Raw genomic sequence first — 13,887 nt, 5'->3', positions numbered from 1 at the left:
CGCAGAATCACCGCTCACAGCCAGAATCTGCGGAAAACGGGGTTTGTGTTGATTGACGTGATCATTGCCGGCGGTGGACCGACCGGCATGATGCTGGCCGCCGAGCTGCGGCTGCACGGCGTGCATGTGCGCGTACTGGAGAAGGAGGCGGAGCCGACCAAGGTGGTCCGCGCGCTCGGCCTGCATGTGCGCAGCCTGGAGGTGATGGACCAGCGCGGTCTGCTGGAGCGGTTCCTCGCGCTCGGCCAGCAGTACAAGGTCGGCGGTTTCTTCGCCGGCATCGACAAGCCGTGGCCGGACGGGCTGAACACCACCCATCCGTATGTACTCGGTATCCCGCAGACAGTCACCGAGCGACTGCTGACCGAGCACGCCACCGAACTCGGCGTCGAGATCCGGCGCGGCTGCGAACTGGTCGGGCTGAGCCAGGACGACGACGGGGTGACCGTCGAGCTGGCCGACCGCACGCGACTGCGCTCGCGTTACCTCGTCGGCTGCGACGGTGGCCGCAGCACGGTGCGCAAGCTGCTCGGCATCGGCTTCCCCGGCGAGCCCAGCAGGGTCGAAACGCTGCTGGGCGAGGTGGAGTTGACCGCGGAGCCGGAGACGCTGGCCGCGGTGGTGGCCGAAGTACGCAAGACACAGAAGCGGTTCGGCGCCGTTCCCCTCGGGGACGGGGTGTACCGCCTCGTCGCGCCCGCCGAGGGGGTGGCCGAGGACCGTACGGTCCCGCCGACCCTGGACGAGCTGCGGCAGCAGGTACGGAAGCTTGCCGGCACCGACTTCGGCGCGCACTCACCGCGCTGGCTCTCCCGCTTCGGCGACGCCACCCGGCAGGCCGAGCGCTACCGGAGCGGCCGGGTGCTGCTGGCCGGCGACGCGGCGCACATCCACCCGCCGACCGGCGGGCAGGGCCTCAACCTCGGCATCCAGGACGCGTTCAACCTCGGCTGGAAGCTGGCCGCCGAGGTGGCCGGCTGGGCACCGGAAGGGCTGCTGGACAGCTACCAGCGCGAACGGCACCCGGTGGCCGCCGACGTGCTCAACAACACCCGCGCACAGATCGAGTTGATGTCCACCGAGCCGGGCCCCCAGGCAGTACGCCGGCTGATCGCGGAACTGATGGACTTCGAGGACGTGAACCGGTACCTGATCGAGAAGATCACCGCGATCGGGGTCCGCTACGACTTCGGCGAGGGGCATGAACTGCTCGGCCGGCGGATGCGGGACGTGGAGCTGAAGCGGGGCCGCCTCTACGAGCTGATGCACGGCGGCCGCGGGCTGCTACTCGACCGGACCGGCCGGCTGTCGGTGGCGGGCTGGACGGACCGGGTCGACCACGTCATCGACGAGAGCGGTATCAGGGATGTCAGCGATGACAGCGATGACAGCGGCGTCGGCGAGGAGCTGGACGTGCCCGCGGTACTCCTGCGGCCGGACGGCCATGTGGCGTGGGTCGGTGACGATCAGCAGGAGCTGCTCGACCGGCTGCCGAAGTGGTTCGGCGCTGCGGTCGGCTGAGCGCGGCCGGATCGGTCAGGTATCGGAGGCCCGCGGAGGGACGCTCGTGGTGAAGCGGGACGGGGGTGTGCCGAAGGCGCGGGTGAAGGCGGCGGTGAAGGCGGCGGGCGAGGCGTAGCCGAGCCGGCCGGCGACCTCGGTGACCGGCGCGGTGCGCAGCATCGGTACGGCCGCGAGCAGCCGGGCGCGGCCCCGCCAGACGGCCGGGCTGTCGCCGGTCTCCGCGCGGAAGCGCCGGGTGAAGGCCCGCTCGCTCATCGCCGTCCGCGCGGCCCACGTGGCGTTGGTGACACCGGCGTCCGGGGCGGCCAGATACGCGCGGCAGAGCGCCGCGAGATCGGCCGAGGCGGGAATCCCGACATGGAACGGGAGGGGGGTGCGCGCGGCGATCTCGTGCAGGAGGAGCGCGGCGATGTGTCCCTCCCGCCCGGAGAGGCCGTACTCGGCCTCGAACTCGACGGCTGCCAGGAGGAGTTCGCGCAGCAGCGGCGGTACGTCCACGACGGTACAGGTGGCGGGCCACCAGGGGACGGCGTCCGGCTCGATGTACAGGCTGCGGGTGCTCACCCCCAGCATGCGGACCCGGTGCGGGGTGGCGGCGGGAATCAGGACGGCACGCTCGGGCGGCACGGTCCAGCTTCCCGCGTCGGTGTCGACGACCATGACCCCGGTGGCGCCGTAGAGGAACTGCGCGCGCCGGTGCTCGTGCCAGTCCAGTACGTGGCCGGACGGGTAGTCGGTGCCGATCGGCAGGACGGCCCGGTCGACGTGGTCGACGGTATCCAAGGGCACGTTCTTCACCCGGCCACCGTACGGGCCCACTGGCTGAGGCGCGAAAGAAGGGAGCCGACTTTCGCATGCGGGAAGACCGGCCGGGCTGGTGGACTGGATCCTGTGGACGTTATGGCATTGATCGGGATCGGGCTCCTCACCGGGGTGACGACCGTGTTGTTCGGGTTCGGCGGCGGGTTCGTCGCGGTCCCGGTGGTGGTGTGGGCGGATGCCGCGCTCGGCGCGGACGCGATGCGGGTCGCTACGGCCACCTCGGCCCTGGTGATGGTGGTGAACGCTGGATTCGCGACCGCGGTCACGCCGCGGCGGGTGCTCGTCGCGCTGCGCGGCAGCGGCACGCTCCTTCTCCTGCTGGCGGCCGGCGCCGCGGCCGGTGCGCTCGCCACGCGCGTCGCCCCGCCCGCGCTGGCCCGCTGGGCATTCATCGCGTACGTCACTCTGACCATCGTCGATCTGCTTCTGCGCCCCGGCTTTCTCCGCCCACGCACACGGATCGAGGCGCCCTCCGACGCGCCGCGGCCGCTGCCGGCCGCCTTCGGCGCGCCCGTCGGCGCGGTCGCCGCCTTCCTCGGCGTGGGCGGCAGCGTCCTGACCGTCCCCGCGATGCGGCGGGCCGGGCACACGATGCATGTGGCGACCGCGCTGGCCAACCCCCTCACCCTCGCCATCGCACTCCCAACCGCCATGATCTCCCTGGGCGGCTACGCGCTCCCGGCCGGCGCGGACGCGCAGGTACACCTGGTGGGCCTCGTCGACCCCGGCGCCGCCGCCGCACTGCTGCAGGGCGCCCTGCCGGTGATCGCGCTACTGCGCCGACGCCCACCGCGGATACCGGACCGCATCCACGCGTGGTCCTACATCGCACTGCTCGCGGTGGTGGCGGCCGCGATGCTGCCGGCGGGCTAGGCCGTGTCCGCAAAGCAGGGCGGGGCTTTATGCATCGGGCCGAGGCGCGGGAGGCTGCCGATTAGGCGTGTGGGCTCGGGACGCGTAGTGTTGCGGTTGTCGACGCGGGGTGGAGCAGCTCGGTAGCTCGCTGGGCTCATAACCCAGAGGTCGCAGGTTCAAATCCTGTCCCCGCTACTGATTCCCGGGGCCCGGTGGATGTCATCCACCGGGCCCCGGGCATTTCCGGTCGCACTCCCCCTCAGCCCTGTTGTGTGAAGCGCACCTCCATTTCCGGTGCGAGTCCCAGTTGCGGGCCCGTGCGGAGGTCGGAGGTGTGGATCAGGATGTTGTAGTGGTTCGGGAAGTGGCAGGCGTCGAAGCCCAGGACCGTTCCGATGCGGCGGCCTTCCGTCCAGACCTCGTCGCCGCGGTCGATGACGCCGGCGCAGCCGATCTCCAGGAAGCCCAGGAATCCGACCCGGTCGATGCGGGCCCCGGCGGCCGTTTCGGTGTGATCGGTGGTCACCAGTTCATGCACCTCGCCACGGCGGACGCACCGGCCGGCGAACGGCTCCAGGGTCATGCCCCGGTCCTCCCGCCGGTGGGTGAGGATCTTCACCAGCTGCCCGTGGACCGCGCGCTTGGGCCCGTCCTCTCCTGGTGTCATGGGCGGGCTGCCTCCTGTCCTGAGCGGGTGCGGTCGGCGCGTTCGTGTGCGTAGGTGTCGGCCACCAGCTCCAGGGCGGCGAGGCCGTCCGGGCCAGGGGGATGACCGGCGGTGCGACGCCCGGCCAGTACATCGGTGAAGTCGCGCAGTACGCCCACGTACTCGTGCCACAGCGAGCCCTTGAATTCGGGGTGGCCCGCGAGCATGTCGGCGCTGTCGACGGTGCCATCCGCCAGCCGCACCTCGATCGTCTTGCGCTCCCCCGGGTAGGACCAGTCGAGTTCGACCCGTGCCACCGCGCCGGACGCGGCGGCCAGCCGTACGGACGCCTGCCGGTCCACGCCGTGTGCGTCGCGGCGTACGGCGGCCTCGGTGACGTGGGTGTCGCCGAGGAACAGGCGTACCAGGTCGAAGGCGTTGGGTCCGTTGTCGGCGACGCAGCCGCCCCCGCAACGGTCGGGGTCGAGGTACCAACGGTCCTGGCCGGCGTGTTCTTCGATCATCTCCTCATAACGCACCGTCAGAGAGGTGATCGGTGGGTGGGAGGGGAGCCGGTCGAGGAGGGCGTTCACCTCGGTGTTGTAGCGCCGGTGGAAGGAGGTGAACAGTGGTACGCCGGCGTCGAGGGCGAGCCGTGCGAGGTGGCGTGCGTCGCTCGGCTTCGTGGTGAGTGGTTTCTCCACGCACACCGCGCGGCCCGCCGCCAACGCGTCGCGGCACACGGGGTAGTGCAGATCGTTGGGGACGTTGACCACCACGGCGTCCACGTCCGCGTGGTGCAACAACTCGTGGTGGTTCCGGTAGCGCGGTACACCGGGCGGTGCGGCGGCGAGTCTGGTCTCGTCCGGGTCGCACACCGCGGCCAGCTCAGCGCCCGCCTCGCGGGCCAGTGCGGCCAGGTAGAAGCGCGAGATGACACCGAGGCCGATCAGGCCGATACGGGGTACGGTCATGCCGCGCCTCCCGCGTGGGCGGTCGCCATCGGTGCCGGGAAGCGGAGGTGGCTGGTCCGGGCCAGGTCGAGCATCTCCTCGTACAGGGTCCGCGCGAGGGGCACACCGTTGGCACGGCGTTCGCGGGAGCGGGCGTCCTCCGGCCAGCCGGGGTAACGCACCGGCTCGTCGGGGCGGATCGGCGGACAGTCCAGCAGGGCGCCGAACATGCCGGTGGCCTCGGTGCGGAAATCCGCCTCGGGCCGGAGCCGGCCCGGCGCGATCGCCAGTGTCAGGTAACCGATGTCGTCGTCACGGCCGTTCGGCTGCTCCCCGGTCTCCGGGTGTGGGCCGAGGCCCGCTCCCGGAACGAGCGCGGAGAGTATCTCCACCAACAGCCCCAGCCCGAAGCCCTTGTACGCGCCGGTGTCAAGGTCGCCGCCGAGCCAGCGCAGGTGCGCCTCGCCGCGGTCGAAGGCGGCCGGGTCGGTGACCGGCGCGCCGTGGTCGTCCGCCAGCCAGCCGGCCGGCACCTCGCGCCCGGCGCGCGCCGCCTCGCGCACCTTGCCGGTGGGGACCACGGTGGTACTCATGTCCAGGACGAACGGCGGGTGGTCACCGGCCGGGGCTGCGAGGGCGAGCGGGTTCGTACCGAGCATCGGGGCGCGGCCGCCGACGGGCCGAGTGAGCTGCTGCCAGCCGCAGTTGGCGGTGACCAGGCCCACCATGTGGTGATGGACGGCGCGCAGGGCGTGGTACCCGGCGCAGCCGAAGTGGGTGGCGCCGCGGACCGAGACCATGCCGACGCCGTACTGGCGGGCCCGCTCGACCGCCAGGTCCATGGCGTCGGAGGCCGCCCACAGGCCGAGGCCCCGCCGCGCGTCGAGGAGTACCGAGGCGCCCCGGTCCTCGAGCACGCGGGGGCGCGCCCGCGGGTCGCACCGGCCTGAATCGAGCATGGGCAGGTAGAGGCGGGTGAGGTTGGTGATGCCATGGCTCGTGAAGCCGGTGAGATCGCCGTGGCACAACGCCTCGGCCGCGGCACGTGCCCGGGCGTCCGGCAGGCCCCTGGTGCAGAAGACGTCGGTCACGAAGGCGAGGAGGTCCTGGTACGGCACCCGCACGGTGGTCTCGTCGGTCGGGTTGTCCGGGAGGGCGTCGGTGGTGGGGTGGCTCGAGTGGGTCATGGGATGGTGATCTCCTCGGCGTCGGTGTCCTGGATGACGTGACCGGCCGTGCCCCGGAGGGCCTGGCGGGTGAAGCCGATGAGCACGCGGGCGATGTCGTCGGCGTACCTGTCGAGCTCTGCGGCGTCGGCGTACTCGCCGTCGGCGTGTGCGCGGTTGGCGCCCAGATGTCCGGGGCCGAGTACGGCGGTGTATGTATCGGGGACGCCGTTCATCCAGATCGCGTCGCAGGTGAAGGGCGGTTCGTCGGGCGGCCAGCGGGTCAGTCCCGCGTGGTCCGCCAGCAGCGCTTCGGCCCATGGTGTGCGGCCCGGGTTCTCCAGGGCGGGCAGGCCGCGCTTGTACCACTGCAGGGAGGTGATCGCCTGGGCGTCGGCCGCCGTCCGGGCGAGGTCGGGCGTGCCGGCGGCCCGGGTGGTGAAGTCGGCGAGGGCCTCGCGCAGCGACTGCTGGAGCGCGGCCTCGGCGGCCCGGCCGGCGGCCGGTGAGCCGTAGGAGATGTTGAGCAGCAACTGTCCGGTGCCGTAGACGCGGTTGTGCCGTTGTCCGGTGTGCAGGCCTGCCACGCACACCCGGCCGTCGGCGATCCTCGGGGGCAGAGTGCGGGCCAGATGGCTGCTGAGGTGTCCCAGCAGTACGGTCGCGTTGTGACCGGCCTCCGGCTGGTCGTCCACCGCGTCCTCGCCCCGGACACGCACCCCGGCCGTCATCGACGCCGTGGCACGGGGCAGGTAGCGGTGGCCGGTGGGCTCGCAGAACAGGTTCAGCCGGCCGATGAAGCCCTGCTCGACCAACGGCCGGGTGCCGAACGTCCCCATGGCGCCGCCCTCCTCGCCGGCGACCGCCTGGATGAGGACGCCGACCCGTGTGCCCAGGGCCGGTTCCGCCGCGCGGGCGGCCCGGATACCGGCCAGCAGGGCGACCGCCGGGCCCTTGGCGTCGATGGCGCCCCGGCCGCTGAAGCGGGTGCCGTCGAAGCGGGCCGGCCACCAGCCGGCCACAGTGTCGAGGTGGACGTTGAGCATCAGCGTTGCGTACTGCGGCAGTTGGGGCCCCAGGCGCAGTACGAGGCTGGGCTGACACGCCAGGAATCCGGGCTCGCGGGCCGCGGCCTCCCGCACGGTCTCGGGGACGTCGTCGCGGTCCAGCACCGCCGGGTCGGCGGGTGCGTGGCGCAGCACTGTGAAACCCAGCGTTCCGGCGGCCGCCGCGTACGCCCGGCCCGCCTCCCAGAGCTGTACGGCGAGGCCGTCGCCGCCGGTTTCCAGCGGACCGGCCGTAGGGGTGTCGAGCAGGTGAAGGAGCAGCTCGCGGTCGGTCCGGGTCAGCCGTGCGGGACGGGCGTTTTCAGGCACGGGCACCCCCGTCGTCGGCGGCGACCACCGGCCCGGCGGTGACCTCCCGCTGTACGAGCTCTACGAGCCGTTCCAGCGCGCGGCCGTAGCGGACGAACGCCGCGATGCCGTCATCGTCGGTGGCGTTGTGATCGTCGTGCGGGCGCAGATGGGTGTGCGGTTCGATCGACCAGACACCGGTGTAACCATGGCGGAGCAGCGCCGTCAGACACTCCCGTACCCCGGACTCCCCTTCTCCGGGCAGTGTGTAGTCGACCTGGCCCCCCGCCCTCGTGCGGGCGTCCTTGACGTGTACGTGGGCGACGTGCCCGATGACGGCATCGAGCACTGCGCGGGCGTCGTAGCCGTACGGCACTCCGTTGCCGATGTCGAACAGCAGCCGCAGGGCGGGGCTGTCGATGTGCTGGAGGAGGTCGAGCATCCGGTCGGCGCGGATCCCGGCCCAGCCGCTGCAGTTCTCGTGCAGCAGGACCAGGCCGTGCTGCTCGGCCTCCTGGACCAGGTGGGTCATTCGACATAGTGCCCGTCGGCCCCAATCGGCATCGCTGAGGCCCGCGTTGGGGTAGGACATGACCCTGATGTACCGGGTGCCCAGGGTGGCGCAGCGCCGGGCGAGGATGCGCAGTTCGTTCAGGTCGTCCTCGAAGCGGCCGGTGATCGGGCGGGCCCAGTTGGCGATGCGGGAGTCGACGCAGACGACGTCGGCCCCGGCGGCGTCCAGCTCGCCGGACAGCCGGGCGAACGCGCGGTCGTCCAGGTCCGCGATCGCGATGCCGTCCACCGTGCGCAGCTCGATCGTCCGCCAGCCCAGCCGCTGCAGGGCGTCGAGTTGCCCGGCCAGATCCGGCGCTGCCTCGTCGCCGATCCCGGCGTACTGGATGCCGGGGAGCCGGCCGTCCGTTACTGAAGGTGCGTCAGCTGACATGAGTGAGCGACTCCTCACGGCCGACGCTGTCCACGGCCAACTGCTTTGCGTCGTCGAGCAGTTCGGCGGTCCGCGCATGGAGCCGCAGATCGTCGCCGCCCGATCCGCTCGCGTAGCGCCGGTACGCGCGCAGCATGAACGACGTGAGCGCGTCGTCCTCGAAGACCTCGCGCACCGTCCGTCCGGCGCGGACCGTCTCCAGCTGGGCGAAGTCGTCGTCCTGGCCGACCGGGTAGTGCCCGACGACGGTTCCCCCGGTCATGTCGAGGGTGATCTGCCGCTGTCGCACCGGTGCGGTCAGATCGGAGACAATCTCGCTCCGGGCTCCCCCGTGGTGCTGCAGTGTCAGCCGGGCGCCGCCCATGCGGGGCACCGCATTCTCCCCGAGGGACAGGTCGGTGCAGGATGCCTCGCGTACCTCCGCGTCGCCCAGGAGGCTGAGGAGGACACCCAGGGAGTGCGGCACCTCCACCTCGAAGGCCGAGGTGTGGCCGCTGTTGGCGAGTGACCGGCGGAAGCGGGGCTTGTGCTGTGCCACGGTGACCGTACGCACCGTACCCAGCCCGCCGCCCTCGACCACCGCGACGAGCCGTTCGGTCAGCGTGCTGTGGAGCCAGGGCGCGACCACCGACAGGGACAGGCCATGGTCCCGCGCCACGGCCAGGACACGCCGGAGCGCCTCCCGGTCAGTGGCGAGTGGCTTCTCCACCACCACCTTGGAGAAGCCGAGCAGGGCGATGTCGCGGAGCACCTCGGCGCGCACCGACGGCGGGGTGCAGACATGCACGACCGTGTGTGCCGGGTCGAGCAGCTCCCGGGCCTGCCGCAAGGAGCCAGCTATCACGAGGTCCTGCTGCGGATGGCCGGGGGGCGCGGCCCCGGTGTCGACCGCCACCACCGGCTGGTCGGCGAACGTACCGGGGGCCTGCGCCCGCGCCTTGAGCAGTACGGGTACGTGCAGGCCCAGGCCCGCGCGCCCCAGGCCGACGATCAGCGTACGCAACATGGTTCGCGTCCTCCTTCGGCTTCGGTTCGGTTCCGATGCCCGGGCCCCCGGGAAAATGGCCGGAGCGGCACACATGAGCATTTTTTCATTACCGCTTCTCCATCTGCCCCACCTCGGCGCACGGGAAAACCTGGGACAGTCTGCGAAAAAATCATTGACCAAAGGTAATGGTGACCAAAAAATGCCGAGTGCGGACCGGAAGTGCGGTGTCACCGACCGGATTTCCTGCTTCCCCATGACTCGCACAACGCATTGATGTTGATGAATCGAGCCAGGTGGGCTGGGGTCCTGGCGGCCTGGTGCGCACCCGACGTACGCCATTGCGCGACCGGGCGCGACCGAACGGCTTGGCGATTTTTACTCGTCAGGTTCAACTGGAGGTATCCCGTGGGCGGGCCGCCGTTGACGAAGCGCGAGGGCGACAAGTACGTTGATCGCACATTTCCTGATTGATGCCCCGGGCACGCCCCGCGGACCACGCCTCGAATATTTCTATTTTCGAGACGCATGCCGGGAAAACCTGACTCAGTAAGGCTCGACCGCGTTACCAATTTTCTCTCTCTACCAATTGTCGCCACGGCATTTTCAGCAACCAAGGAAGAGAGGAACAGTCATGCCCACCAACGTGCAGGAACAGCGGCTGCGTCGTCGTTTCGAACTGTGGGACCGGGACCACGACGGCCGGATCGAGCGCAGCGACTGGGAAAGCGAAGTGGAGCGCCTTCTGAGCGCGTTCAACGAGACCGCCAACAGCCCGAAGGGTCAGGCCCTCCGCTCGGCCTACCTGGGCATGTGGGACAACATGGCCAGCCAGGCCGGGGTCAAGTCCGGCGACTCGGTGGACTTTGAACAGTTCAAGAACGCGGCTGCGAAGCAGATGCTCGACCAGGGGAAGGCCGGCTTCGACAAGGGGCTGCGCCCCACGATCAAGGCGATCCTCGACCTGGCCGACACCGACGGTGACGGGCAGGTGAGCCGCGAGGAGTTCCGCACCTGGATCAAGGTCGCAGGCGGCGAGGAGTCCAAGGCCGACGAGGCTTTCCAGCGCATCGACACCGACAACAGCGGTCAGCTGTCGGTGGAAGAACTCATCGAAGCGGTACGCAAGTTCCACTCCGGCGAGCTGGACGTCTCGCTCTTCTGACCGCGGACGGTCCGTCGGCGTCCCGGGACGCCGGCGGACCTCACCCGATCGGCCAAGTCGGTTCTCTCTCCCCCCTGTTCGACGGTTGCCGCACCCTCGGCCACCGCGTGAGAGGAAACATGCGCGATATATCTTCCGATCAGAGGTGTGGCACAGCGGTCCGGCCATTCCAGCCGGTGCCCTTCTTCAGCCAGGCCAAGACCTTTGAGGAGTTATGGCCGGACATCCGGTCGCGGCTGAACGACGTCGTCGACGACGGCAAGTACTCGCACGGCCGGCAGGTCGCGCTGTTCGAGGCGGCCCTGGCGCGGTGGACGGGTGCGCGGTACGCGGTGGGGGTGAACAGCGGTACCGATGCGCTGGTACTGCTGTTGCGCGCATGCGGCCTGGAGCCCGGTGACGAGGTAATCGTGCCCGCCTTCACCTTTGTGGCGTCGGCGTCCGCCGTAGTACTGGCCGGCGGCCGCCCGGTCTTCGCCGACATCGACCCGGTCGGTTACGGCCTCGACCCGCGGTCCGCGGCCCGCGCCGTCACACCGCGTACGCGGATGATCATGCCCGTCCATCTGTTCCACCAGATGGCCGACATGAGCGGGCTGTCGGTCGTCGCCCACCGCCACGGGCTGACCGTGGTGGAGGACAGCGCCGAGGCCATCGGGATGCGGTGGGGCGGGGTGCACGCCGGCCTGCTGGGGGCCGGCGGGGTGCTGTCGTTCTTCCCCACCAAGACACTCGGCGCCATCGGCGACGCCGGTGCCGTACTGACCGACGACCCCGAACTGGCCGAAAGAATCTCCGCGTTGCGCCACCACGGACGGTACGGCCGGACGCTGGCCCACTTCCCCGGCATCTCGAACCGGACCGTGGACAACGGCGTCAACAGCAAGATGGACGACATCCAGGCGGCCGTCCTCCTCGCCAAGCTGACCCGGCTGGACCAGGACATCGCCCGGCGGGCCGAGCTCGCCGCCGCCTACACCCAACGGCTGTCCGGGATACCCGGCGTCCTGCGACTGCCCACGTTGGTACCCCGGGACACCGACACCAACCCGGTCCACTACGTCTACGTCATCGAGGCCGAGCACCGCGACGACCTGGCCGGGTACCTGGCCGAACACGGCGTGGGCACCGAGACGTACTACCCGGTCCCGCTCCACCTCCAGGCGTGCTTCGCCGAACTCGGCTACCGGCGCGGCGACTTCCCGCACGCCGAGGCGGCCTGCGAACGCACCCTGGCCCTCCCCTTCCACCCGGACCTGACCATCGATGACATCGACTCGGTGTGCGGGATCGTCCGCCGCTTCTTCACGGGGAGGCCGGTGTGACGACGATCCCCTTCTTCGCCACGGACGCCTTCGACGCGGACCGGGAGGTACTGCTCGATCTCGTCCACGAGATCGGCACGGCGCCGGAGCAGAAGTTCATCCTCGGGGAACGCACCGCCCGCTTCGAGGAGGCCCTGCGTACCTCGTTGGGCGCGGCCGACGTCGTGGCCTGCTCCAGCGGCACCTCGGCACTGACACTGGTACTGCACGCGATGGACGTGGGACCGGGCGACGAGGTGGTGGTACCGGCCTACGGCTGCGCCCCGCTGGCCAATACCGTGGCCAATCTCGGGGCGACGCCGGTGTTCGCCGACATCGATCCGCTGACCATGGTCGCCGACCCCGAGCGGATGGAACAGGCGGTCACCGACCGGACCAAGGCCCTCATGCCCGCCCATATGTTCTCGGTGATGGCGGACATGCCCCGGATGCGGGAAATCTCGCGGCGCCGTGGGGTGCGGCTGGTCGAGGACTCGGCGGTGGCACAGGGCGGGACCCTCGACGGCATTCCCGCCGGCACGTGGGGCGACGCCGGCGTGTTCTCGTTCGTCCAGGTCAAGACCTTCGGCACCGCCGGTGAGGGCGGGGCCGTCGTCACCATGGACCCCGGGCTCGGACAGACGGTCCGGTCGTTGCGGAACCACGGTCAGGACGCACGGTTCATCTACGGGCGCACCGGCTACAACAGCCGGTTCGACGAGGTCCTCGCGGCCTTCCAGCTGCACCGGCTCCCCGGCTTCCCCGAGCGGCTGGAGCGCCGGGCCCGTATCGCCGGCTATTACACCGAACGCTTCACTCCCTTGCGCGACCGCGGTGTGACACCACCGCCGCCGGGCCGCAACGGGCGTTGTTACTACGTCTATTCGCTGCTCGCCGACGAGCGCGAGGCATTGCGGGAACACCTCGCCGCGCGGGGAGTCGCGAGCCATGTGCACTACCCGCTCCCTCTGCCGCACCAGCCCGCCTTCGCCCGGTTCGCGACCGGCGGCCGCCGCTGGCCGCACGCCGAGAGCGCGGCCCGGCGCCAACTGGCGATCCCCGTCCACCCGCGTCTCACCGACGCCGAGGTGGAGCACATTGCGGACGCCGTCTGTGAGTTCGCCGCCGGCAGGAGGGGCCGATGAGCAGTGAGGTGGAGTTACCGGCCGGGGTGCGCCCCGCGCCGGCCACAGCCAAGGTCCGTGCGTACGTACGCCTGGCCAAGCTCGACATCATCGACTACTACCTGGCGCTGCCCGTCGCGCTGACGCTGCTGCTCGCGACCGGGCAGCGGCTGTCACCCGGCACCCTGCTCACACTGGTGCTGTTCGGGCTCGGCGAGCTGTGCGTCATCGCCGCCTCGGTCGCCTTCGACGATGTCACGGGATACCGCGACGGCAGCGACGCGGCCAACTACGGCCCCGACGCCCCCCGCCGCCGCCTCGCCCGGAAACCACTGCTCGCCGGGACGCTGACGCCCACGGAGGCCATTCGCTTCGGCTGGGCCGCGGCCGTAGCCGGGGCTCTGCTGTGGGCCGGCGCGGCGGCAGTGGCACCGCACCGGTCCGCCTGGACCCTTGTCCTCGCGGCTGCCTGCCTGGTCACCGCCGTGCAGTACTCATGGGGCCTGAAAATCAGCTATCGCGGCTGGCAGGAGGTCTTCCTCTGCGGCTTCGGCGTGGGCATGGTCCTCGTGCCGTACGGTCTGCTGTCCGCCTCGCTCAGTGGTTTCGCGGTCGTCCAGGCGGTGCTGTTCGGCGCCGGTCCCATGCTGTTCGGGCTGTACTCCAACACCCACGACATCGAGGGCGACGCCCGGGTGGGGCGGCCCACCGTCGCCGTGCTGACCTCCCCGCGCGGCAACGCGCTCTTCATCACCGCCATGACGCTCGCGCAGGTCGGGCTCGTCGTCTGGTCCGCGGTCGCGGGCGTGGCACCGTGGTGGTTCCCGCTGGCCATGCTGCCGATGATCGCCCTGCGCGGCACCGAGCTGGACATCGCCTTCCGGCGCCGCGACATCCTGCTGGCCCGCCGGACCGCGATCCGCAACCACCGGGTCACCGTCGTCCTGCTGTGCGCGGTGAACGTCGCACTGCCACTGCTGCCGGGCAGCACACCGTGACGGCACACGCGAACGGGGCTCAGCCGGGCCCTCCGGCCCGGAAA

The 13,887-nt window shown here is 70.8% G+C and carries 13 protein-coding genes and 1 tRNA gene; 7 read left to right on the top strand and 7 right to left on the bottom strand.

The window, feature by feature from the left end; genetic code table 11:
* Window positions 1-48 precede the first annotated feature (48 nt).
* Window positions 49-1,521, top strand: a complete 1,473-nt coding sequence (rox, locus tag IF04_RS0131535) for a rifampin monooxygenase (protein WP_030265676.1) — start codon at window positions 49-51, stop codon at window positions 1,519-1,521.
* A 15-nt stretch (window positions 1,522-1,536) separates the two neighbouring features.
* Here rox and IF04_RS0131530 read toward each other — a convergent pair whose 3' ends face one another.
* Window positions 1,537-2,322, bottom strand: a complete 786-nt coding sequence (locus IF04_RS0131530; RefSeq protein ID WP_037961423.1) for an AraC family transcriptional regulator — start codon at window positions 2,320-2,322, stop codon at window positions 1,537-1,539.
* A 102-nt stretch (window positions 2,323-2,424) separates the two neighbouring features.
* Between IF04_RS0131530 and IF04_RS0131525 the strand changes: the two genes are divergently transcribed.
* Window positions 2,425-3,219: a TSUP family transporter gene (locus IF04_RS0131525; protein ID WP_037961420.1), complete on the top strand. Its 795-nt coding sequence runs from the start codon at window positions 2,425-2,427 to the stop codon at window positions 3,217-3,219.
* Window positions 3,220-3,322: 103 nt separating this feature from the next.
* Window positions 3,323-3,396, top strand: a tRNA-Met gene (locus IF04_RS0131520).
* Between the two features lie 64 nt (window positions 3,397-3,460).
* Here IF04_RS0131520 and IF04_RS0131515 read toward each other — a convergent pair.
* From IF04_RS0131515 to IF04_RS0131490, 6 genes are read right to left on the bottom strand one after another with little or no spacing between them, the layout of a single operon-like run.
* Window positions 3,461-3,868 (bottom strand): DUF6917 domain-containing protein, encoded by a 408-nt coding sequence (locus tag IF04_RS0131515; protein ID WP_030265669.1) that lies wholly within the window; start codon window positions 3,866-3,868, stop codon window positions 3,461-3,463.
* The gene (locus IF04_RS0131510; protein WP_030265666.1) at window positions 3,865-4,821 is read right to left on the bottom strand and encodes a Gfo/Idh/MocA family protein; all 957 of its coding nucleotides are present in this window, start codon (window positions 4,819-4,821) and stop codon (window positions 3,865-3,867) included. The genes IF04_RS0131515 and IF04_RS0131510 overlap by 4 nt, the downstream gene beginning before the upstream one ends.
* Window positions 4,818-5,987 carry an Ldh family oxidoreductase gene (locus IF04_RS0131505; RefSeq protein WP_051831739.1) on the bottom strand — a complete coding sequence of 390 codons (1,170 nt, stop codon included), beginning with the start codon at window positions 5,985-5,987 and terminating at the stop codon, window positions 4,818-4,820. Before IF04_RS0131505 ends, IF04_RS0131510 begins: the two co-directional genes overlap by 4 nt.
* Window positions 5,984-7,342: a M20/M25/M40 family metallo-hydrolase gene (locus IF04_RS0131500; protein ID WP_063829558.1), complete on the bottom strand. Its 1,359-nt coding sequence runs from the start codon at window positions 7,340-7,342 to the stop codon at window positions 5,984-5,986. Before IF04_RS0131500 ends, IF04_RS0131505 begins: the two co-directional genes overlap by 4 nt.
* Window positions 7,335-8,267, bottom strand: coding sequence for a sugar phosphate isomerase/epimerase family protein (locus IF04_RS0131495; RefSeq protein WP_051831737.1), 933 nt, complete (start codon window positions 8,265-8,267; stop codon window positions 7,335-7,337). The genes IF04_RS0131500 and IF04_RS0131495 overlap by 8 nt, the downstream gene beginning before the upstream one ends.
* A complete protein-coding gene (locus IF04_RS0131490; protein WP_051831736.1) occupies window positions 8,257-9,273 on the bottom strand; it encodes a Gfo/Idh/MocA family oxidoreductase in 1,017 nt (338 codons plus the stop codon). Before IF04_RS0131490 ends, IF04_RS0131495 begins: the two co-directional genes overlap by 11 nt.
* 613 nt (window positions 9,274-9,886) lie before the next feature.
* Between IF04_RS0131490 and IF04_RS0131485 the strand changes: the two genes are divergently transcribed.
* From IF04_RS0131485 to IF04_RS0131470, 4 genes are all read left to right on the top strand, one after another.
* The gene (locus tag IF04_RS0131485; protein ID WP_030265651.1) at window positions 9,887-10,417 is read left to right on the top strand and encodes an EF-hand domain-containing protein; all 531 of its coding nucleotides are present in this window, start codon (window positions 9,887-9,889) and stop codon (window positions 10,415-10,417) included.
* Between the two features lie 176 nt (window positions 10,418-10,593).
* Complete coding sequence (locus IF04_RS0131480; protein WP_037961417.1) at window positions 10,594-11,742, top strand: DegT/DnrJ/EryC1/StrS family aminotransferase; 1,149 nt, start codon at window positions 10,594-10,596, stop codon at window positions 11,740-11,742.
* Window positions 11,739-12,866, top strand: coding sequence for a DegT/DnrJ/EryC1/StrS family aminotransferase (locus IF04_RS0131475; RefSeq protein ID WP_030265647.1), 1,128 nt, complete (start codon window positions 11,739-11,741; stop codon window positions 12,864-12,866). Before IF04_RS0131480 ends, IF04_RS0131475 begins: the two co-directional genes overlap by 4 nt.
* Window positions 12,863-13,843: a UbiA family prenyltransferase gene (locus IF04_RS0131470; RefSeq protein ID WP_030265643.1), complete on the top strand. Its 981-nt coding sequence runs from the start codon at window positions 12,863-12,865 to the stop codon at window positions 13,841-13,843. The genes IF04_RS0131475 and IF04_RS0131470 overlap by 4 nt, the downstream gene beginning before the upstream one ends.
* Window positions 13,844-13,887 lie beyond the last annotated feature (44 nt).

Source organism: Streptomyces violens (genome assembly GCF_000717745.1).
Taxonomy (GTDB): domain Bacteria; phylum Actinomycetota; class Actinomycetes; order Streptomycetales; family Streptomycetaceae; genus Streptomyces; species Streptomyces violens.
The sequence above is the reverse complement of the archived record's forward strand: the minus strand, read 5'-3'. Positions and strand labels throughout refer to the sequence as shown.

Excerpts from the sequence above, each read along its gene's own strand:
- IF04_RS0131525 (WP_037961420.1), top strand. The coding sequence starts at position 2,425 with ATGGCATTGATCGGGATCGGGCTCCTCACCGGGGTGACGACCGTGTTG.
- IF04_RS0131515 (WP_030265669.1), bottom strand. The coding sequence starts at position 3,868 with ATGACACCAGGAGAGGACGGGCCCAAGCGCGCGGTCCACGGGCAGCTG.
- IF04_RS0131510 (WP_030265666.1), bottom strand. The coding sequence starts at position 4,821 with ATGACCGTACCCCGTATCGGCCTGATCGGCCTCGGTGTCATCTCGCGC.
- IF04_RS0131505 (WP_051831739.1), bottom strand. The coding sequence starts at position 5,987 with ATGACCCACTCGAGCCACCCCACCACCGACGCCCTCCCGGACAACCCG.
- IF04_RS0131495 (WP_051831737.1), bottom strand. The coding sequence starts at position 8,267 with ATGTCAGCTGACGCACCTTCAGTAACGGACGGCCGGCTCCCCGGCATC.
- IF04_RS0131490 (WP_051831736.1), bottom strand. The coding sequence starts at position 9,273 with ATGTTGCGTACGCTGATCGTCGGCCTGGGGCGCGCGGGCCTGGGCCTG.
- IF04_RS0131485 (WP_030265651.1), top strand. The coding sequence starts at position 9,887 with ATGCCCACCAACGTGCAGGAACAGCGGCTGCGTCGTCGTTTCGAACTG.
- IF04_RS0131470 (WP_030265643.1), top strand. The coding sequence starts at position 12,863 with ATGAGCAGTGAGGTGGAGTTACCGGCCGGGGTGCGCCCCGCGCCGGCC.